Origin of the sequence: Mycobacterium avium subsp. avium (genome assembly GCF_009741445.1) — a bacterium.
In the GTDB taxonomy this organism is placed as follows: domain Bacteria; phylum Actinomycetota; class Actinomycetes; order Mycobacteriales; family Mycobacteriaceae; genus Mycobacterium; species Mycobacterium avium.
The window spans coordinates 3,087,089-3,107,151 of the sequence record NZ_CP046507.1; the positions used below are offsets into that span (position 1 = coordinate 3,087,089).

Sequence of the window (20,063 nt, forward strand, 5' to 3'; positions counted from 1 at the left end):
AAACCTTCCCGGCGCGCGGGCACCCGAGGATCAGTAGTCCTTGAGCGTGATCGAGGCGACGATGCGCTCGAACACCTCCTGCGGTATCGGCGCGCCGCCCGGGATGTTGTCCACCACCAGCCATTGGTTGCGCTGGACGTAGTCGGCGAACTCGCGGTGATAGTTGGCGAAACCGGCTTCATGGTCCTCACCGGCCGCCTTCAGCTCGCCGGCCAGGATGTAGGCGCCCAGCAGCGCGACGCTGGTGCCCTGCCCGGACAGCGGCGAGCAGCAGTACCCGGCGTCGCCGACCAGCGCCACCCGGCCGCGCGACCAGCGGTCCATCTTGATCTGCGACATTTCGTCGAAGTAGAAGTCCGGCGCGGTCCGCATGTACTCCAGCAGCTGCGGGCGCACCCATCCCTCGCCGGCCATCCGCCGCTCCAGCTCGGCGAATTGCGCCTCGGTGTCGCGGTAGTCGAGGCGCAGCTCGGCGTCCATGAAGCCCAGCATGGCCCGGGCCTCGGCGTTGTCGCGGGCGCTGTACACCCCGGCCATGGTGGAGTCCCCGTAGTGCCACATCTGCCAGTAGTCCAGGCCCAGGAAATGGGGCACGGTAAAGATCGCCGCGTGCGTGCCTAACCGCTCGATGAACTCGTCTTCCGGCCCGAACACCAGGCGCCGCACGTTGGAGTGCAGGCCGTCCGTGCCGATCACCAGGTCGAAATCGCGCGGGGCGGCGCGCTCGAAGCTGACGCGGACCGCCGCGCCCCGGTCGTCGAGCGCGGTGATGGTGTCGTCGAACAGGTACTCGGCGGTCCATTGGCTTGCGCCGTAAAGCAATTCGACCAAGTCGTCGCGCAACAACTCGATGTCGGGGCCCTCGATCGGCCCGCCGGTGGGGCCAGAAATCGCGGCTTCGGTGTCCCGGGACAGCTCGTTGCCGTCCCGGTCGACGACCGAGGAGCCCCGGATCTGGGTCCTGCGCTTCGCCGCGGCGGCCAGCAGCCCCATGCGCTCCAGCACGCCCAGCGCCGGCCCGCGCACGTCGATGGCCTGACCACCCGGCCGCGGCCCGCGATGGCGCTCCACCACGGTCACCGAATGGCCATGGCGCCCAAGCCAAAAGGCCGCCGCCGTACCGGCCACGCTGGCACCGGACACCAGCACGTCAGACATGACAACTCACTTGATCCCCGCCAGTCCTTTTGCGTCGCGGAAGACGTCGTCGAGCATTGCTGGTGTCAACCTACCGGTGAACATGTTCTGCTGGCTGGGGTGGTAGCAGCCGAGCAGCCGCACACCGGGCGCCAGCTCGGCGACGACGCCGTGCCCGAACCGGGGCTTGCGCGCGGCCGGCACGCCCGGTAGCCGCAGCGCGATCTGCCAGCCGAAGCCGCCCAGGGCCACCACCACCCGGACATGCTCGGAGATCAGCCGCCATTCGGCCTGCAGCCAGGGCCAGCAGGTGTCCCGCTCGACGGGCGTCGGGGCATTGGCCGGCGGGGCACAGTGCACCGGCGCGACGATGCGAATGTGCTTGGTGCGCAACCCATCCGCCGCGTCGACACTGGTCGGCTGGTTCACCAGACCGGCCCGGTACAGCGCCGCGTACAACTGGTCGCCCGAGCGGTCGCCGGTGAACATCCGGCCGGTCCGGTTGGCGCCGTGCGCGGCGGGCGCCAACCCGACGATCAGCAGCCGGGGCCGCGCCGATCCCCAGCTGGGCACCGGCCGGCCCCAATACGGTTGGTCGGCGAAGGCGCGGCGTTTGACCACCGCGACCTCCTCGCGCCACTCGACCAGCCGCGGGCAGGCCCGGCACACGCTGACCAGCGCGTCGAGTTCGGGAATCGCGCCGGCGTGGCGGGCCAACGCGATCACCTGATCGGCATCGGCGGCGACCGGGGTCTGCGGGGTGGCCGGATCCCCCGGCCATCCGCTACCGGCCGGCACCGGCGAGTCGAACGCCTGGCCGGTACGCGGATGCTCGAGCACACCAACATCCTGCATTCGCGGCCGGCCACCGCGAAATTCAGTGGCCGCCGCGCGGGGTATGCGGTTACATTCTCCCCGCGATCCCCATGCCTGACACGAGCCGCGGCCCGGCCCTTTTGATCTTGTTCGCAACGCTGCTTGCGACGGCGGGCACCGGCATATCGATCGTCGCTTTCCCGTGGCTCGCGTTGCAGCACCGGCACAGCGCCACCGACGCGTCGATCGTGGCCGCGGCCATGACCCTGCCGTTGGTGCTCGCCACATTGATCGCGGGCACCGCGGTCGACTTCTTCGGGCGCCGCCGGGTGTCGCTGGTCTGCGATTGGCTGTCCGGTGCGGCGGTGACGGCGGTGCCGCTGACCGCCTGGATCTTCGGCGCCGCGGCCATCGACGTCGCCGAGCTGGCCGTATTGGCCTTCTGCGCGGCCGCTTTCGACCCGGCCGGGATGACGGCGCGCCAGTCCATGCTGCCCGAGGCCGCCGCGCGGGCCGGCTGGTCGCTGGACCGCACCAACAGCAGCTACGAGGCGATGCTGAATCTGGCTTTCATCGTGGGCCCGGGGCTGGGCGGCTTGCTGATCGCCACGCTGGGCGGCATCAACACGATGTGGGTGACGGCGGGTTGTTTCGCCTTGTCCTTCTTGGCAATTGGGGCGCTACGGCTCGAAGGTGCCGGCAAACCGCCGCGGGCGACCCGCCCGGTCGGGCTGGTGACCGGCATCGCCGAGGGCGTGCGGTTCGTCTGGAACCTGCGGGTGCTGCGCACGCTGGGGCTGATCGACCTGGCCGTGACCGCGCTGTATCTGCCGATGGAAAGCGTGTTGTTCCCCAAGTATTTCGCCGATCAGCACCAGCCGGCCCAGTTGGGTTGGGCGCTGATGGCGCTGGCGCTGGGCGGGGTGGCGGGCGCGCTGGGCTATGCCGTGCTGTCAGCACGGCTGCGGCGGCGGACGGCGGTGCTGACGGCGACGCTCACCTTCGGGGCGACGACGGCCGGTATCGCGGTGCTGCCGCCGTTGCCGGTGATCCTGGGGCTGTGCGCGGTCACCGGCGTGGTGTACGGCCCGATCCAGCCGATCTACAACTTCGTCATGCAGACCCGGGCGCCGCATCACCTGCGGGGCCGGGTGGTCGGGGTGATGGCCGGATTGACCTACGCGGCGGGGCCGCTGGGCCTGTTGGTCGCCGGCCCGCTGGCCGACGCCGCCGGCCTGAAGGCCACCTTTTTGACCTTGGCGGTGCCGATCCTGGCGATCGGTGTCGTGGCCTGCGGCCTGCCGTCGCTGCGCGAACTGGACCGGGCACCGCAGTTCGCCGACGACCCGGGTGCGTGAGGCGGGCTTAGGATCGGGCGGTGAGCTCCGAAGCCTTGGCCAGCCTGATCGCCGACCTGCCCGACGGGACTGTGGTCACCGACCCGACGGTGACCGAGGGCTACCGCCAGGACCGCGCGTTCGACCCGTCGGCCGGAAAACCGCTGGCCGTGGTGCGGCCGCGGCGCACCGAGGAGGTGCAGACCGTGCTGCGCTGGGCGAGCGCGCACGGCGTCCCGGTGGTCACCCGCGGGGCCGGCAGCGGCCTGTCCGGCGGTGCGACCGCCCTGGACAACGGCATCGTGCTCTCGACGGAGAAGATGCGCGACATCACCGTCGACCCGGTGACCCGCACGGCGGTCTGCCAGCCGGGGCTGTTCAACGCCGAGGTGAAGAAGGCGGCCGCCGAGCACGGCCTGTGGTATCCGCCGGACCCGTCGTCGTTCGAGATCTGCAGCATCGGCGGCAACATCGCCACCAACGCCGGCGGCCTGTGCTGCGTGAAGTACGGCGTGACCACCGACTACGTGCTGGGCATGCAGGTGGTGCTGGCCGACGGCACCGCCGTTCGGCTCGGCGGGCCGCGGCTCAAGGACGTCGCGGGGCTGTCGTTGACGAAGCTGTTCGTCGGCAGCGAGGGCACCCTGGGCGTCATCACCGAGGTGACGCTGCGGCTGGTGCCCAAGCAGAACACCTCCAGCGTCGTGGTGGCCAGCTTCGCCACGGTCGAGGATGCGGTCGGCGCTGTGCTCGGCGTCACCGGGCGGCTGCGCCCGTCGATGCTGGAGTTCATGGACTCCGTCGCGATCAACGCCGTCGAGGACACCCTGCGGATGGACCTGGACCGCGGCGCGGCCGCGATGCTGGTGGCCGGGTCCGACGAGCGTGGCCGCGCCGGCAGCGAGGACGCCGAGATCATGGCCAAGGTGTTCGCGGAAAACGCTGCGACGGAAGTGTTTTCGACCGACGACCCGGACGAGGGCGAGGCGTTCGTCGTCGCCCGCCGGTTCTGCATTCCGGCCGTGGAGGCCAAGGGGTCGTTGCTGCTCGAAGACGTCGGGGTGCCGCTTCCGGCGCTGGGCCGGCTGGTCACCGGGATCGCGGCCATCGCCGCCGAACGCGACCTGATGATCTCGGTGATCGCCCACGCCGGCGACGGCAACACCCACCCGTTGATCGTCTACGACCCCGCCGATGCCGACATGACCGAGCGCGCACACCTGGCGTTCGGCGAGATCATGGACCTGGCCGTCGGCCTGGGCGGCACCATCACCGGCGAGCACGGCGTCGGCCGGCTGAAGCGGCCCTGGCTGGCCGGCTACCTGGGGCCCGAGGTGATGGACCTCAACCGGCGGATCAAGCAGGCGCTGGACCCGCAGGGCATCTTGAACCCCGGCTCGGGGATCTGAGCTGTTTGTTGCCAAGTTGGCGCCGAGCGTCACGCCAGCGTGGCTTCGCCCGCCGAGCGTCACGCCAGCGTGACGGGAGGCCACGACGGGGTTGACACAGCGCCCGTAACTGTCGTACGAATGAGACATGACATCGACTGTGTCTCACAACGTGCCGGTGGCGTTCGAGTTGCCCAACGCCGACACCTGGGCCGACCCGTGGCCGATGTACCGCGCGCTGCGTGACCACGACCCGGTGCACCACGTCGTCCCGCCCAAGCGCCCGGAGCACGACTACTACGTGCTGTCCCGGCACGCCGACGTGTGGGCCGCGGCCCGCGACCACGAAACCTTCTCCTCGGCGAAGGGTTTGACGGTCAACTATGACGACCTGGAACTCATTGGGCTGCAAGACAATCCGCCGTTCGTGATGCAGGACCCGCCGGTGCACACCGAGTTTCGCAAGCTGGTGTCGCGCGGCTTCACGCCGCGGCAGGTCGAGGCGGTGGAGCCCAAGGTGCGCGACTTCGTGGTCGAGCGCATCGAACGGCTGCGCGCGGCCGGCGGCGGGGACATCGTCGCCGAGCTGTTCAAACCGCTGCCGTCGATGGTCGTCGCCCACTATCTCGGTGTGCCCGAGGAAGATCGGGCACAATTCGACGGCTGGACCGAGGCCATCGTGGCGGCCAACACGGCCGACGGCGGTGTCGCCGGCGCGCTGGGCAGTGCGGGCGATGCGGTCACGTCGATGATGGCCTACTTCACCGGGCTGATCGAGCGGCGCCGGACCGACCCCGAGGCACGACACCATCTCGCATCTGGTGTCCGCCGGGGTGGGCGCCGACGGCGACATCGCCGGCACCCTGTCGGTGCTGGCCTTCACGTTCACCATGGTCACCGGGGGCAACGACACCACCACCGGAATGCTCGGCGGGTCAATGCCTTTGCTGCACCAGCGGCCCGACCAAAGGCAGCGGCTGGTCGACGAGCCGGAGCTGATCCCCGACGCCGTCGAGGAGCTGCTGCGGCTGACCTCGCCGGTGCAGGGGCTGGCCCGCACCACCACCCGGGACGTGACGATCGGCCGGACCACCATCCCGGCCGGGCGCCGGGTGCTGCTGCTGTACGGGTCGGCCAACCGCGACGAACGCCAGTACGGGCCCGACGCCGGCGAACTCGACGTCGCCCGCTGTCCGCGCAACATCCTCACGTTCAGCCACGGCGCGCACCACTGCCTGGGCGCGGCCGCCGCGCGGATGCAGTCGCGGGTCGCGCTGACCGAGCTGCTGGCCCGCTGCCCCGACTTCGAGGTGGACGAGTCGGGCATCGTGTGGGCCGGCGGCAACTACGTCCGGCGACCGCTGTCGGTGCCGATCCGGGTGAAGTCCTGATGCCCGGCGCGCGCAGGAGCACCGACTGGCTTTCCGGACACCGCAACGAGGCGGCCGTCGACCGGATCCTCGACGCGGCCCAGGAGCTCTACACCCAGCGCGATTCGGAATCCATCGGCATGAACGAAATCGCCAGGGCCGCAGGGTGTTCCCGCGCCACACTGTACCGGTACTTCGAGAACCGGGAGGCGCTGCGCACCGCGTATGTGCACCGCGAGGCCAACCGGCTGGGCCGGGCGATCATGGAACAGATCGACGGCATCGACGAACCCCGCCAGCGGCTGACCGCGAGCATCACCACCACCTTGCGGATGGTCCGCGGCAACCCCGCGCTGGCGTCGTGGTTCGCCGTCACCCGCCCGCCCATCGCCGGCGAGCTGGCCGAACACTCCGAGGTGATCACCGCCCTGGCCGCCGCGTTCGTCGGCTCGCTGGGCCCGGAAGAGCCCGCCGTCGTCGAGCGCCGGGCACGCTGGGTGGTCCGGGTGATCACGTCGCTGCTGCTGTTTCCCGGACACGACGAGGCCGACGAGCGGGCGATGATCGAAGAGTTCGTCGTCCCGATCGTGACGCCGGTGTCCGCCCGCGGCTAAGCCCGCAGGTCGCGTCGGGCCGGCCCGCAGCCGGTGTTCGAAGTGCCCGCCTCTGAGCGACAACCTGTTGGTGCGCTCGCACCCGTAACCGAGTTGTCGCTGTGAGGCGGGCATATCGCCTGTCCGCTCTCGGAGAGGCTGCTGTGGCCCATGTGACGAAGGGTGCGCGACGACGGGCGCCTGCCGGCTCAGTCGCGCACCCGGGTGAACCGGTGCAGCAGCCACGCCAACGGGATCGTCAGGACCAGCGTCGCGATGAACAGGTTCAGCATCGAGCCGGTGTAGACGCGGGCGCCGACGATGTAGTCCATCGCGAATTCCATGGTGATCAAATGGATCAGGAAGATCTCGTAGGAGATCTCCCCCAGCCACACCATCGGGCGGCTGGCCAGCAGCCGCGAATACCACCCGTGATCGCCCAGCGCCAGCGGCGCCACGGCGAGGGCGGCGATCACGGCGTAGAAGCAGGTCTTGAACAACGCCTCGCTCAGCGTGGCCGGTGACGTCGTGGGCGCGCCGGCGATCGGGGTGGAGACGATGAAATAACTGACCACCGCCAGCGGGATGGCCACGAAACCGTAGGCGCGCGCGCCCATTTCCTGCAGCACCGTCAGCATCATGCCGGCCAGGAACCAGGCCAGGTAGGTGGGCAGCCACAGCCGGGCGCCGTCGGGAAACCAGTGATCGGTGTGCACCAGCACCAGCCAGGCCGGGCTGACCAAGGCCAGCCCCGCCAGCGCGCCCAGCACCAGCTTCGGCTGCCACTGCCGCCGGCAGATCAGCACCAGCAGCAGGTAGGCCAGCAGCGGCAGGATGACGTAGAAGGACGCCTCCACGGCCAGGCTCCACATCTGGGTCAGCCCCTGATGCAGATACTTGCCCAGGTAGCCGTTGCAGTAGATCTGGGTGAGCGTCAGGTTGCGCGCCAGACCCAGCCAGCTGTGCCCGGGGTTGGGACCAGCCTCGCGGAAGTGGTACAGCACGTAGGCGAACAGCACCGTGATGACGTAGGCGGGCATGATGCGCCGAACTCGGTGCCACGCATAGCGACTCAGCGACGGCGGTGGGCCGCCGGTGGCCGCGGACTTCACCCACGGCCGGAACAGCAGGTAGCCGGAGAGCACGAAGAAGATGGGCACCCCGATCTCCATGCGGGAACCGACCAGCCCCCAATACCCGTGCGTGTACTTGCCGGTGGTGTAGGCCGCGTGGGTGCCGACGACGAGCAGCGCGGCGACCGCACGGACCCCGGTCAGCGAGGCGACGCGGTCGACGCGAGAGGTCTGCTCGAGCCCGCCCTGGGCGTCTTGTTCTTCCGACAGCGTCATCCGCCGTATTTCCTGCGTGGTTTCCCGCCGTCCCGACCGCGCGCCTTGGCCGCCGCCCGGTCCGGCTGGAGGTTGATCAGCACTCCGGAGATTCGGGTCTGCTCAAGCCTTTTCAGCGTCGACTTGGGCAGCTTGGCCGGCAACTCCACCAGCGAGAAGTCGGGTCCGATGGCGATGTGGCCGAAATCGCTGCGATGCAGCCCGCCCTCGTTGGCGATGGCGCCCACGATCGCGCCCGGACCGATCTTGTGCCGTTTGCCCACCGCGATGCGGTAGGTGGCCAACGGCCTTGTGCTCCTGGGTTTCTCGGTGCGCTCGCGCCGTTCGGTGTGGCGTTCGCGTCGCTCCCGCGGCGGTTCGGGCGCCATCAGGAACTCCTCGCCGTCGCGTGACTGCACGGCCAGCGCGGCGGCGATATCGGCCATCGGGACGTCGTGCTCGCGTTCGTAGTCCTGAACCAACTTGCGGAACAGATCGATGCCGGGAGCGCCGAGCGCGGCGGTGATGGAGTCGGCGAACTTGGCCACCCGCTGGGCGTTGACGTCCTCGACGGTGGGCAGCTCGGCTTCGGTGAGCGGCTGGCGGGTCGCCTTCTCAATGGCCTTGAGCAGGTGGCGTTCTCGCGGGGAGACGAACAGCAGCGCGGTTCCCGAGCGTCCCGCCCGGCCGGTGCGCCCGATCCGGTGCACGTAGGACTCGGTGTCGTGCGGGATGTCGTAGTTGAGCACGTGTGAGATCCGTTCGACGTCCAGGCCTCGGGCGGCCACGTCGGTGGCGACCAGGATGTCGATGCCGCCGTCCTTGAGGGCGGCGACGGTCCGCTCACGCTGGCCCTGCGGGATGTCCCCGTTGATCGCGGCCGCCGAGAAGCCGCGCGCCCTGAGCCGTTCGGCGACCTCCTCGGTGGCCTGTTTGGTCCGGACGAAAACGATCATCGCCTCGAACGGCTCGACCTCCAGCACCCGGGTCAGCGCGTCCATTTTGCGCGGGCCGGCGACCTGGATGTAGCGCTGCGAAATGTTCTCGGCGGTCGTGGTTTTCGCTTTGGTGCTGACCTCGAGGGGATCGTGCAGATACTTGGCGGTGAGCTTGCGGATCGCGGGCGGCATGGTCGCCGAGAACAGCGCGACCTGCTTGTATTCCGGGGTCTCGGACAGGATGCGGTCGACCTCTTCGGCAAATCCCATGGTGAGCATCTCGTCGGCCTCGTCGAGCACCAGGTAGTCGACGTGCGACAGGTTCAGCGTGCCGCGCTCGAGGTGGTCGATCACCCGGCCCGGCGTGCCGACCACCACGTGGGCGCCGCGTTTCAATCCGGCCAGCTGCACGGCGTAGGAGGAGCCGCCGTAGATCGGCAGCACGTTGATCTTCGGCAGATGCGCGCCGTAGCGGCTGAACGCCTCGGCCACCTGCAACGCCAGCTCCCGGGTGGGCGCCAGCACCAGCGCCTGGGTGGCGGTGCTGGCGACGTCGATGTTGGACAGGATCGGGATCGCGAACGCGGCCGTCTTGCCGGTGCCGGTCTGGGCCAGGCCGACGACGTCGGAACCGGCCATCAACGCCGGGATGGTCGCGGCCTGGATGCCGGTGGGCGTCTCGTAGCCGACGTCGGCGATCGCCCGCAAAACCGAGGGATGGATCTGCAGGTCGGCAAATGTCGGGGAGGCAGCCTCAGTCGAGCTGTCCGGGAGGGTCATCGCCCATGGAGTCTAGTGGTCGCGCCGCGCCCGGTGCGGCCCGTGATCGTGGGCACAGCCGGGCGACGCCCGGCCACGCCTGCCACACCCGCGGCCGCGATGACGGTACGGTGCGTCGATGTGTGGTCGCCACCGTGTCGTACCGAGCCGCTGACCGGCTCGGCCGCTGTCGCCTTGATCGCCGTCACGCTGACCGGATGCGGTTCCGGGGACTCCACCGTCGCCAAGACGCCGCAGGCCCGCACGACGTCGGAGACCCCGTCGATCACCGCACCGGCCACGCCGTCGGCGGCCGCCGCGCAGCCCGGCGCCGGGCAGCCGGCCGACCCGTGCGCGGTCAACCTCGCCGCACCGACCATCGTGAAGGTGGTCTCCGAGCTGCCACGCGACCCGCGCAGCCAGCAGCCGTGGAACCCCGAGCCGCTGGCCGGCAACTACAACCAGTGCGCGCAGCTGTCGGCGGTGATCGTCAAGGCCAACACCAACGCGATCAGCCCGAGCACCCGGGCGGTGCTGTTCCACCTCGGCCAATTCATCCCGCAGGGGGTGCCCGACACCTACGGGTTCAACGGCATCGACCCGGCCCAGACCACCGGTGACACGGTGGCGCTGACCTACCCGGGCGGGCTTTCCGGCCTGAGCACCGACGTGAAGTTCCACTGGAACGGCAATGCCGTCGAGCTGATCGGCAACACCCCCGCGCACTGACCCCGGGCACGCTCGCCCGGCACCGCGGCGGTGTCGGCGCCCCGGCGCTGAAGTGCAGTGCATGGAGATGCTTCAGCCCTCGAGCCATAAACCGGCCGGCGCGCACGGCAGCCCGACGTCCTTGAGGGTCAAGATACCGGCCGGCGCGGCGGCGACGTCGACGGCAGCGCTAACCGCGGGCATCGCCGTCATGGTGTCCCATTCGTGGTTGCCCCAGCTCTCGGGTGGCAGGAAGCGAATCCGGGTGTCGACGCCGGGCTCGCCTTTGATGACGACGTGATAGTGGTCGTCGTCGAACTGCCATCCCTCGTTCAGCAGTTTGGTCATGTACCAGGCGACGTTCGATTGCACCACCGTCTTGCCGTTGACTTTGCCGTTCCAGCCGGCCCGCATCGCGGCGATGGTGTCTTTCTCGATGACCCACCAGCCGAGATCGACCCGCTCCGACGCGGTGGCGTGCTCGATGAAGAATTCCATGTCGTCGAGCTCGAAGCCCAGGGCGACCGCCATCCGCTGGACCGAGTCGCGAAACGTGCTCAGCCACATCTTGGCCGTCTCGATCACGGCGGGCGGCGCCTCGGACAGTGAAAAGCCTTGCGACTGCCAGGTTTCGGGCGACTCGTAGACCGACACGTCGGCAGACTCGGAAACCGACACCATCTCGACGTCACGGCAGACCGCAGTCATCGCCGTGACCATGGTGTTGATCCACCCCGGGTTGACCGCGGTGATGTAGAGCGAGCTGCCCCCACGTTCGCACGCCGCCGCCAGCCGCTGCTTTGTCTCGCCCTGGATGCCGCCGACATTGAGAAATAGGTTGGTGCTGATCACGTCGAGCCCACTTTCGAGCAGACGCACTACCTGGTCGATGTCGGCCATGAACGGGGTGTAGATAACGGTGTCCGCTTTCAACGCGAGCAGCGCGTCGATGTCGGTGGTGGCCAACACCCCGGTATCGGGACGGCCACACAGCGCACCCGCATCCGAGCCTGCCTTCTCCTCCGAAAATGCGTAGACACCAACGAGTTCCAGCCGCGGATCGTCCAGCACGCCCCGCAGGCTCAGCTTGCCGACCTTGCCGGTGGTCCACTGGATGACGCGCAATTTCTTTGTCACACACTTACCTTTCGATTAGATCGCCCACGCTCGGCATACGAACCGGGTGTGGCATCTCGGCGTCTACTTCGCCGAAGGGACGGGTCGCGTCTTGGAGGCGATCAGGCCGGCGACGCCCTCGGCTATCGCAGCTCATCACGCATAGTCGCGTAGTGGTCAGAAGTCCTAGCCCAGGCGGACGAGTTCGCTGAGCAGTTCCCGGGTGCGTTGGGCCGATGCCGTTCGTTGTGCTCGCTCATAACCGACGCCGATGGGCTGTGCCCAGATGTCGGTGGCTCCGGCATCGAGCAGGTCCTGCAGTTGTTTTCGCACCGACTCCTCGTTGCCGATGATCGCGACATCGGCAGGGGTGGCGCGGCCGCCCGCCTCGATGACCCGCTGATAGTTGGTCATCCCCGCGTACATCGTCGACATCGCCGCGGTGGCCGCCCGGGCCTCGACGGGGTCGTCGTGCACGGCGACGGGTAGTCCGGCGACGATCCTTGGCGGGGGTCGACCCCATTCCGGTCGCGTGGCGCAGTGCGGGTGCGATGCGGGATTCGATGACCGATGCCGACGCCATCCAGAGCACGACTCCATCGGCGAAACGACCTGCAATGCGCAACATCCGGGGTGACAGCGCCGACAGCAGCAGCGGCACCTCATCGTCGAGTCTGACCACCCCGGCGGGACTGCGGGTCGTCCAGTCCTGACCGGAGTAGTCGACTTCCTCGCCCCGCAACAGGGCACTGATGATGCGCAGATATTCTTCGGTGTTCCTGCCGGGATGGTCGTAGGACAAGCCGAGCACGCCGCTGACGAGCGGCTCGTGCGAGGGGCCCAGCCCGAGCGTGAATCCCGGGCGGCCCATGGCATTTGCCGCGGCGGCTACCCGGTTAGCCTGCAGCAGCGGGTGACAGGGATACGTCTGAAGGACGGCGGTGCCCAGTTCGATGGATGTGGTGGCCCGTCCCGCCAGGGCCATCGCCACCAGCGGGTCGCCGGCCACCGTGCTGGCGTACCAAAGGGACGTGAAGCCCTCGGCTTCAGCCGCTTGGGCCTGCTCCACGATCTTGTCGGTCGATGACGCGCCGCCGGTCAGCCCGATCCGCATCGCCACTCTCCAAACTTTCTGCACGTCAACGGATATGCGCGCCAGTGATCGTGGTCGTCATTCATGGATACGCGCTTGCTCCTTGTACTCGGTGATAGGTCGGGCAAGGCCCTGGCTGTCACACACGGACTGCAACCGATCGAGCGTCTCATCCAAGCCCGGCCCTAGCCGCTTGCCGGGAGTGAACTCAGCGGGAAGGTTGCGCATGCCCTGAATGATCCCGATGGTGTCGTAGTGCACGGTATTCACCCGATCGCACCGATAGTCGGGCATCCGTTCGAGCACTGCAGTGAGCATCGACTTGAACACGGTGCGCGCTACATTCGAGCCGATACAGCGGTGCACTCCAATGCCAAAGCTGAAGTGGCGGTTCGCTTTCCGACCAAGCATCAGTTCATCGGGATTGTCGAACAAGTTGGGATCGCGGTTGGCCATCGCCCACGAGAGCCACAGCCGCTCGCCCTCGGCGAAGCGGATGCCGTCCAGTTCCATGTCGGCGGAGATGGTGCGCGCATCACCGGGCGCTGGGGTGAAATACCGCAGGAATTCTTCGGTGGCCGGGTTCAGCAGGACATCGCGTTCGCGGTGCAGGCGTGCCCGCTGATCGGGATGTTCGGACAGCCACTCGAGCGCGTGTGCCGTCAGCGCCGTGGTGGTGTCAAATCCCCCACCGATCAGTAGCGTGAGCATGCCGATGATCTCCATGTCCGGCGCCGGCTCACCGTCGATGCGCAGCTGTGCCAGCGCGTTGATGATGCCGGGTCGCGGGTGCTCGCGGATCTCGGTGAGGTTGGCGAACAAGTCAACCACCACTGAGACCCACATGTCATGCACCTTGGCAGCCTCGGGCGAATCCGGCGGCGTGTACACCATCGCGTGCACCGGCTCGTTGTACATGGTCCATTTCCTCAGCGGCACACCGAGCATCGCCAGGGTGAGCACCGCGGGCACGACGTTCGCTAGATCGTCGACGAAGTCGATGCGACCGCTCTCGATGCGTTCGTCGAGGCAGGCCCGCACGACGTCGTCGATGAACGGCTGCCACCGACTCACCGCAGCCGGCGAAAGGTAGGGGTTCAGCAACGAGCGGTAGATTCGGTGCTCCGGGTCGTCCATCTCGAGCATTCCGCCGCGGATCTGGTCCGACTCCGTCGTGAGTGGAATGGTGACACCCCTGTAGCCACGTCGTTCGTTGTTGACGTCGTGGTCGTTGGACACGTGCGGACACCGGGCGAGTTCGAAGACGGCGTCGCCGCTGGCGGCTACCCAGTGCCCGCCGTAGGTGTCGGTCCAGGCGATCGGGCACCGCTGATGCATCTCCTGGGTGACGTCGAGGAAACGCTCGCGATATTCCGGCGCGTGGCGATCGAAGTGGAACTGCGGGGCCTTTCGGGAGTCAGAACCAGCGACCTCGACGCTCATTCGCCGGCCCCTTGACCGACGGTGCCGTTCATTAGCACGATGGCTTGCTCGGGGCACGAGCGCGCTGCCTCGAGCAGTTGCGCTTCGTCCTCTGCGGCTACCTCACCCATGACGGCGGAGGCGTGGCCATCGACATCGTCGAGTTCGAAGGCTTTCGGTGCGATCATCGCGCACAGGGTGTGCCCCTGGCATCGGGCAGCGTCAACGCGCGCCTTCACTGAACACCTCCGTGATCGTTGCTTCTTTCCAATCCGCATGTGCCGATGGTTCAGATCACTGCGCCGCCGTTGACGCCGATAATCTGACCCGTGATGTAGCCCGCCTCGTCGGAGCACAGGAAAGCGCACGCAGCGGCGATGTCCTCGCCAGTGCCGAGCCTGCCGACCGGGGAGGCCTTGGCAAGGTACTTGACGGGAGGAAGGTTTCCCGCCTCCTGCGCGGCGCGAAGCATCGGGGTGTCAACGGAAAACGGCGGCACCGTGTTGGCGGTTATCCCGTGGGCCGCGTATTCGAGCGCGATCGTTCTCGTCAGCGCGATCACACCGCCCTTGGACGCGGAGTAGTGGCCTTGTCGAGGCGATCCCGTCTGCGCCGCCGTCGAAGAAATCGTGACCACACGCCCCCAACCAGCCTCGACCATGTCCGGCAGGGCAGCCTGCAGGCACAGAAACGTGCCGGTGAGGTTCACCGCGAGATGGCGGTTCCAGTCCTCGATCGTGATCTCTGCGAACGGCTTGAATCCAGTGATCGCCGCGCTGGTAACCAAGACCTGGACGGAACCGAGCGCGCGCCGCACCGACTCGAAAGCCGCTGCAACACTGGCGCTTTCGGCGACGTCGGTCGGTACCGCGATGGCGTGGGCGCCGTCGGCCGCCACCCGGGCCGCCACTTTCTCGGCGGCTTCTTCGTTTACATCCAACACAGCGACGCGATGGCCGTCGTGGGCCAGTCGTTCGACGATGGCCCGCCCGATTCCCGACCCACCGCCGGTTACTACCGCCACGCGACTCACAATGCTCGCCTTCCACCCGCCGTGCACCTGCTATACGATCGTCCAGTCTATACGGACGTACAGCGCGGTCACAAGGCCTCCCGTGAAGCGCCCGCCGCGACGAGTCAGCGTCGGCGAGTCGGAGCCTTCTTACTGCGACGGCGAGGCTTGGCTCGAGGTTCGACGGCGTCCAGAAAGCGCTCGCACGCGGCGATCAATTCGGCGTGGGCGGTATCGACGCCCACGCTTTCCTCCAACCCAAGGAGCTTCGGAACGCCGTTGATCAACAGCACCACGGCATCGAACGAAAGATCAGCGAGGAGCCGGGCGTCGTTCCCGAATTTCGCCACCAGCGCCTCGACCTGGACTCTGCGCATGCTATCCGTCACGGCGGCGATCTCGGAACGAATCGATTTGCGGTGATTGCCAAGTGCCATGAACTCCGTCATCAGCGCACTCGTCGACTCGTGCCAGCTGCTCTCCCACAGCGCATGAAGTGGGTCGTCGGCTCGCCGCTGAAGTTCCTCGGTCAACCATTGCAGGTTGCGCTCGGAGTAGCGGCGAATGGCGGCGACGAAGATGTCATCCAGCGAGGGGAAGTAGTACTGCACGAGGCTTGGCGTCACGCCAGCCTTCGCGGCCAAGGCGCGATACGTGACGCTCGCATATCCCTCCTCCAGCATCATCTGCGCAACGGCCTCGAGCAAGGCGTCGCGCGTCTGTGAAGTCTCTGCTCCTACGCGGCGGGGCGATGCTGCCATGTCCACCTCCCTGATGGTTTAAGCATTTTCACATGCCGACGACCGCTGTACGGGTGTATTGTACCGTTCTAGTAACCTGTACGTTCGTACAGCGGATGTAATCGCGAAGGGAATGGACGTCCCAATGGCAGGCAAGGTCGAGGGCAAGGTGGCCTTCATCACCGGTGCGGCGCGCGGGCAGGGGCGCAGCCACGCCATAACGCTCGCGCGTGAGGGCGCCGACATCATCGCCATCGATGTGTGCAAGCAGCTCGACGGAGTCAAACTCCCGATGTCCACGCCCGACGACTTGGCGGAGACCGTGCGCCAGGTCGAGGTGCTCGGACGGCGGATCATCGCGTCGCAGGTCGATGTTCGAGACTTCGACGCCATGCAGGCCGCGGTCGACCACGGTGTCACACAGCTCGGGCGCCTGGACATCGTGCTCGCCAATGCCGCCCTCGCGAGTGAGGGCACGCGGCTGAACCGGATGGGCCCGAAGACGTGGCGCGACATGATCGACGTCAACCTCAACGGCGCGTGGATCACCGCGCGGGTGGCGATACCTCACATCATGGCCGGCAAGCGCGGCGGCTCGATCGTGTTCACCAGCTCCATCGGCGGCCTCCGCGGCGCCGAGAACATCGGCAACTACATCGCGTCCAAACACGGCCTGCACGGGTTGATGCGCACCATGGCCCTGGAACTCGGTCCAAGAAACATCCGCGTCAACATCGTCTGCCCGAGCAGCGTCGCCACACCCATGCTGCTCAACGAGCCGACCTACCGGATGTTTCGGCCCGACTTGGAAAACCCCACCGTGGAGGACTTCAAGGTCGCGTCCCGGCAGATGCACGTGCTTCCGATTCCGTACGTCGAACCTGCCGACATCAGCAACGCCATCCTCTTTCTGGTCTCCGACGACGCGCGCTACATCACCGGGGTCTCACTACCGGTCGACGGTGGCGCCCTCCTCAAATAAGTAGTCGTACAACACAACTCGAAAGGATCTAACTTCCATGTCACGCGTGACACCACTTCGTTTCCGGGACTGGCCGCCGGAGATGCGCGACGCGATGGCCGCCCTGATGCCACCCAATCCGCGCCACCCTGCTCCGGTCACCAAGGACCGCCCCAAAGCGGAGAACGCACTGGGGACGTTGGCGCACCACCCATCCCTGGCGCGGGCGTTCTGCACGCTGCAGGGACACCTGCTGATGGGAACCACGCTGAGCATGCGGCACCGCGAAATGCTCATCCTGCGCACCGCCGCCGTGCGTGGATCCGCCTACGAATGGACACATCACAACTTCATTGCGCCCGACGGCGGCATCAGCACCGAAGATGTCGCGCGGATCGCCTTCGGTCCGACCGCGCCCTATTGGAGCGACTTCGAAGCCGCGCTTCTACGGTCCGTTGACGAACTCATCCGCGACGGCCAGATAAGCGATGCCACGTGGGCCACCCTGTCGAGCGAATTCGGCACCCAGCAACTTCTCGACACGATGTTCACGGTCACTAGCTACGACGCCCTGATGCGCATGCTGAAAACCTGCCAGGTCCGCTTGGAGGACGACGTGCGAGAACTTCGCGCCCAGGCAGGACTTTCCGTCGACAGCGGCGGCGCATGACCGTGCGTCCCGTGCGGCGTTGCCGCGGCAGACAAGAGGAGTTGATCGATGAGTGATCGGTTCGCGCTGACCGACAGAGTTGCCGTCATCACGGGCGCCGGCACGGGCATCGGCCGGGCCAGCGCCCTCGTCCTGGCCGAGCACGGCGCGGATATCGTGCTGGCCGGACGGCGGCCCGATCCTTTGCGGGCGACGGCCAAGGAGGTCGAGGCGCTCGGACGCCGGGCGTTGATCGTGCCGACCGACGTCACCGAAACCCAGCAATGCCAACACCTCGTCGATGCCACCCTGGCCGACTTCGGGAGACTCGACATCCTGGTCAACAACGCGGGCGGGGGTGAAACCAAAGGCATCACCAAATGGACCGAAGAAGAGTGGCACGACGTCGTGGACCTCAACCTCGGCAGTGTGTGGTTCCTGTCCAGGTGCGCAGTGAAGCCGATGATGACACAAGGCAGCGGTGCAATCGTCAACATCTCCTCCGGCGCGAGCCTGATCGCCATGCCGCAGGCAGCCATCTATGCCGCCGCCAAAGCCGGCGTGAACAACCTCACCGGGTCAATGGCCGCGGCCTGGGGACGAAAGGGCATCCGGGTCAATTGCATTGCCTGCGGAGCCATCCGAACAGACGGACTGCTGGCAGACGCAGCGAAAGGCGGATTTGACGTCGACCAGCTGGGCGCCATGAACGCCATGGGGCGAATAGCCGAACCCGATGAAATCGGCTACGGCGTCCTCTTCTTCGCCTCCGATGCAAGCAGCTACTGCTCGGGCCAGACCCTGTACATCCACGGCGGCCCCGGTCCCGCCGGCATCTGAATCAAACCCAATCCCCAACCAAGGAGCATCTCAATGACAAGCACCGACATCGACCTCGAAGCGCTGCGCCGCGACCTGCAGTATGTCAAGGACAAGATCGAGATCCGCGACCTCATCCATACCCAGGCCCGTGGACACGACCGCCACGATGTCTCACTGATGACCAGTGTCTACACCGAAGACGGCGTTGACGAACACGGACCTACGGTGAAAGCGGCTGCAGACTACGGTGATTGGGCCAACGCGGCGCACTCTGCCGCCTTTGACCAGCACTCGCACAACATCACGACACACACCTGCGAGATCGAAGGCGACGTCGCGCACAGCGAAAGCTACGTCATCGTGCAGGCGCGCAGGGGCAACGCGCTCATCATGATGGGCGGCCGCTACATCGACCGCCTCGAACGCCGCGACGGCACGTGGAAGATCGCGCTGCGCCGCTGCACCGTGGAATGGACCCTGCAGGGCGACGGGTCGGCACTGAAGTCGGGTAACTTCGCCGGCTTCATCAAGGGCAGCTGGGACACCAACGACGTCTCCTATGCGCGACCCCTCACACAGGACGACACCAACATTGAACGCTGGTAACGATTTCCACGTTTCTGAGAACGGGCTTCCCGATGACCGGTTTGTATTACGACCCGTGGAACCGCGAGATCGACGCTGATCCGTACCCGATTTACAAGATGCTTCGGAACGAGGCGCCGTTGTACTACAACGAACGCCACGACTTTTGGGGTCTCAGTAGATACGATGACGTCGACGCCGCCCTGCGGGACCCGCTGCGGCTCAGTTCAGCCAAGGGCGACATCCTCGATGTGGTCAAGGCCGATCCGGTCATGCCGCCGGGGGTTTTCATCAACGAGGATCCTCCCCTGCACACCATCCACCGGGCTCTCGTCGCAAGGGCCTTCACGCCCAAGAAGATGCGCACCCTCGAGGACAAGATCCGGGCGTTCTGTGTGGCCAGCCTGGACATGGTCGCCGACAGTGACCGGTTCGACTTCGTCGAAGACCTCGGCGCCGAGCTGCCGATGCGCACCATCGGCATGCTGCTCGGCATTCCCGACGCCGACCAGCCGTCGGTTCGCGAGCACGCCCGGGCCACGCTGCAGAACGACACCGGTGGGCCGATGCCGATCAGGAAGGACCACTACTTCGACGGCGACATGTTCAGCGATTACGTCGAGTGGCGCAAACAGAACCCGTCCGACGACCTGATCACCGAACTGCTCAGCGTCGACTTCGAAGACCAATCCGGAACCGTACGCAGGCTCACAACCCCCGAGCTGCTCATCTTTCTGGCCGTCATCGCGGGTGCAGGCGTGGAGACAACGGGAAGGCTATTCGGTTGGATGGGCAAGGTCTTGGCCGACCATCCCGACCAACGCAAGGAACTCGCTGAGGACCGGTCACTGATCCCCGCGGCGGTCGAAGAGCTGTTGCGCTACGAGCCACCCGGCCCCAGCGTGGCCCGCTACGTCACCGAAGATGTCGAGTTCCACGGCCAAACGGTGCCCTCGGGAAGCGCGATGCTCTTGATGCTGTCCTCGGCCAACCGCGACGAACGGCGATTCGATCACCCGGATCGTTTCGACATCCACCGAAAGCCCGGCCGCCACTTGACGTTCGGGCGTGGTGTCCACTTCTGTCTAGGTGCCCCTCTCGCGCGGCTCGAAGGACGCATCGGGCTGGAAGAGGTGTTGAACCGGTGGCCCGAGTGGGAGATTGACATGGACAACGCGCGACGATCGCGTACCTCGACGGTGCGGGGATGGGATTCGATGCCGGCGATCGTGACCTGACATCAGGTATTCAATGACCTACCTGCCCTCCCCTGACCTACAGTGGCTGAA

Annotated in this window: 18 protein-coding genes and 2 pseudogenes; 10 read left to right on the forward strand and 10 right to left on the reverse strand. The window is 67.0% G+C overall.

The genetic code is table 11. The annotated features are described in order from the left end of the window. Positions 1-30: 30 nt before the first annotated feature. Together MAA44156_RS14245 and MAA44156_RS14250 are read right to left on the reverse strand one after the other, a co-directional pair. Positions 31-1,158 carry an FAD-binding protein gene (locus MAA44156_RS14245; protein WP_029248417.1) on the reverse strand — a complete coding sequence of 376 codons (1,128 nt, stop codon included), beginning with the start codon at positions 1,156-1,158 and terminating at the stop codon, positions 31-33. A 6-nt stretch (positions 1,159-1,164) separates the two neighbouring features. Then, on the reverse strand, positions 1,165-1,992 hold the full coding sequence (locus MAA44156_RS14250; RefSeq protein WP_011724119.1) for a uracil-DNA glycosylase: 828 nt from the start codon (positions 1,990-1,992) through the stop codon (positions 1,165-1,167). A gap of 71 nt (positions 1,993-2,063) precedes the next feature. Here MAA44156_RS14250 and tap point away from each other — a divergent pair, with 71 nt between their 5' ends. From tap to MAA44156_RS14270, 4 genes and pseudogenes are all read left to right on the forward strand, one after another. Further along, complete coding sequence (gene tap, locus MAA44156_RS14255) at positions 2,064-3,311, forward strand: multidrug efflux MFS transporter Tap (RefSeq protein WP_023879791.1); 1,248 nt, start codon at positions 2,064-2,066, stop codon at positions 3,309-3,311. Between the two features lie 20 nt (positions 3,312-3,331). Continuing rightward, positions 3,332-4,699, forward strand: a complete 1,368-nt coding sequence (locus MAA44156_RS14260; RefSeq protein WP_003878433.1) for an FAD-binding oxidoreductase — start codon at positions 3,332-3,334, stop codon at positions 4,697-4,699. A gap of 127 nt (positions 4,700-4,826) precedes the next feature. Continuing rightward, positions 4,827-6,069, forward strand: a pseudogene (locus MAA44156_RS14265) (cytochrome P450). After that, positions 6,069-6,662 carry a TetR/AcrR family transcriptional regulator gene (locus MAA44156_RS14270; RefSeq protein ID WP_003875562.1) on the forward strand — a complete coding sequence of 198 codons (594 nt, stop codon included), beginning with the start codon at positions 6,069-6,071 and terminating at the stop codon, positions 6,660-6,662. The pseudogene MAA44156_RS14265 and the gene MAA44156_RS14270 overlap by 1 nt, the downstream one beginning before the upstream one ends. A 188-nt stretch (positions 6,663-6,850) precedes the next feature. Here MAA44156_RS14270 and MAA44156_RS14275 read toward each other — a convergent pair whose 3' ends face one another. Continuing rightward, positions 6,851-7,990, reverse strand: a complete 1,140-nt coding sequence (locus MAA44156_RS14275) for an acyltransferase family protein (RefSeq protein WP_009975634.1) — start codon at positions 7,988-7,990, stop codon at positions 6,851-6,853. After that, entirely contained in the window at positions 7,987-9,687 is a 1,701-nt protein-coding gene (locus MAA44156_RS14280; RefSeq protein ID WP_029248416.1) for a DEAD/DEAH box helicase, read from the reverse strand. The genes MAA44156_RS14275 and MAA44156_RS14280 overlap by 4 nt, the downstream gene beginning before the upstream one ends. Positions 9,688-9,786: 99 nt before the next feature. On the opposite strand from MAA44156_RS14280, the gene MAA44156_RS14285 reads away from it, so the two are divergent. Beyond that, a complete protein-coding gene (locus tag MAA44156_RS14285; protein ID WP_033716395.1) occupies positions 9,787-10,395 on the forward strand; it encodes an LppP/LprE family lipoprotein in 609 nt (202 codons plus the stop codon). A gap of 72 nt (positions 10,396-10,467) precedes the next feature. Here MAA44156_RS14285 and MAA44156_RS14290 read toward each other — a convergent pair whose 3' ends face one another. From MAA44156_RS14290 to MAA44156_RS14315, 6 genes and pseudogenes are all read right to left on the reverse strand, one after another. Further along, entirely contained in the window at positions 10,468-11,511 is a 1,044-nt protein-coding gene (locus MAA44156_RS14290; protein ID WP_009975630.1) for an NAD(P)H-dependent amine dehydrogenase family protein, read from the reverse strand. 165 nt (positions 11,512-11,676) lie between these two features. Then, positions 11,677-12,604: pseudogene (locus tag MAA44156_RS14295) on the reverse strand (TIGR03564 family F420-dependent LLM class oxidoreductase). 57 nt (positions 12,605-12,661) lie between these two features. After that, positions 12,662-14,026, reverse strand: coding sequence for a cytochrome P450 (locus tag MAA44156_RS14300; RefSeq protein WP_009975628.1), 1,365 nt, complete (start codon positions 14,024-14,026; stop codon positions 12,662-12,664). After that, entirely contained in the window at positions 14,023-14,244 is a 222-nt protein-coding gene (locus MAA44156_RS14305; protein WP_009975626.1) for a ferredoxin, read from the reverse strand. Before MAA44156_RS14305 ends, MAA44156_RS14300 begins: the two co-directional genes overlap by 4 nt. A 50-nt stretch (positions 14,245-14,294) precedes the next feature. Continuing rightward, positions 14,295-15,038: an SDR family NAD(P)-dependent oxidoreductase gene (locus MAA44156_RS14310; RefSeq protein WP_033712058.1), complete on the reverse strand. Its 744-nt coding sequence runs from the start codon at positions 15,036-15,038 to the stop codon at positions 14,295-14,297. Between the two features lie 104 nt (positions 15,039-15,142). Beyond that, positions 15,143-15,784, reverse strand: coding sequence for a TetR/AcrR family transcriptional regulator (locus MAA44156_RS14315; RefSeq protein WP_016706084.1), 642 nt, complete (start codon positions 15,782-15,784; stop codon positions 15,143-15,145). A gap of 118 nt (positions 15,785-15,902) precedes the next feature. Between MAA44156_RS14315 and MAA44156_RS14320 the strand changes: the two genes are divergently transcribed. Genes MAA44156_RS14320 through MAA44156_RS14340 form a run of 5 tightly spaced genes read left to right on the forward strand, consistent with a single transcriptional unit; the run spans position 15,903 to position 20,012 of the window. Further along, positions 15,903-16,739, forward strand: coding sequence for a mycofactocin-coupled SDR family oxidoreductase (locus MAA44156_RS14320; protein WP_009975619.1), 837 nt, complete (start codon positions 15,903-15,905; stop codon positions 16,737-16,739). Positions 16,740-16,776: 37 nt separating this feature from the next. Further along, a complete protein-coding gene (locus MAA44156_RS14325) occupies positions 16,777-17,388 on the forward strand; it encodes a carboxymuconolactone decarboxylase family protein (protein WP_023879785.1) in 612 nt (203 codons plus the stop codon). A gap of 48 nt (positions 17,389-17,436) precedes the next feature. Next, positions 17,437-18,207 carry an SDR family NAD(P)-dependent oxidoreductase gene (locus MAA44156_RS14330; RefSeq protein WP_009975615.1) on the forward strand — a complete coding sequence of 257 codons (771 nt, stop codon included), beginning with the start codon at positions 17,437-17,439 and terminating at the stop codon, positions 18,205-18,207. Positions 18,208-18,240: 33 nt separating this feature from the next. After that, on the forward strand, positions 18,241-18,795 hold the full coding sequence (locus MAA44156_RS14335) for a nuclear transport factor 2 family protein (protein ID WP_009975613.1): 555 nt from the start codon (positions 18,241-18,243) through the stop codon (positions 18,793-18,795). A gap of 32 nt (positions 18,796-18,827) precedes the next feature. Further along, entirely contained in the window at positions 18,828-20,012 is a 1,185-nt protein-coding gene (locus MAA44156_RS14340; RefSeq protein ID WP_009975611.1) for a cytochrome P450, read from the forward strand. Positions 20,013-20,063: the final 51 nt, after the last annotated feature.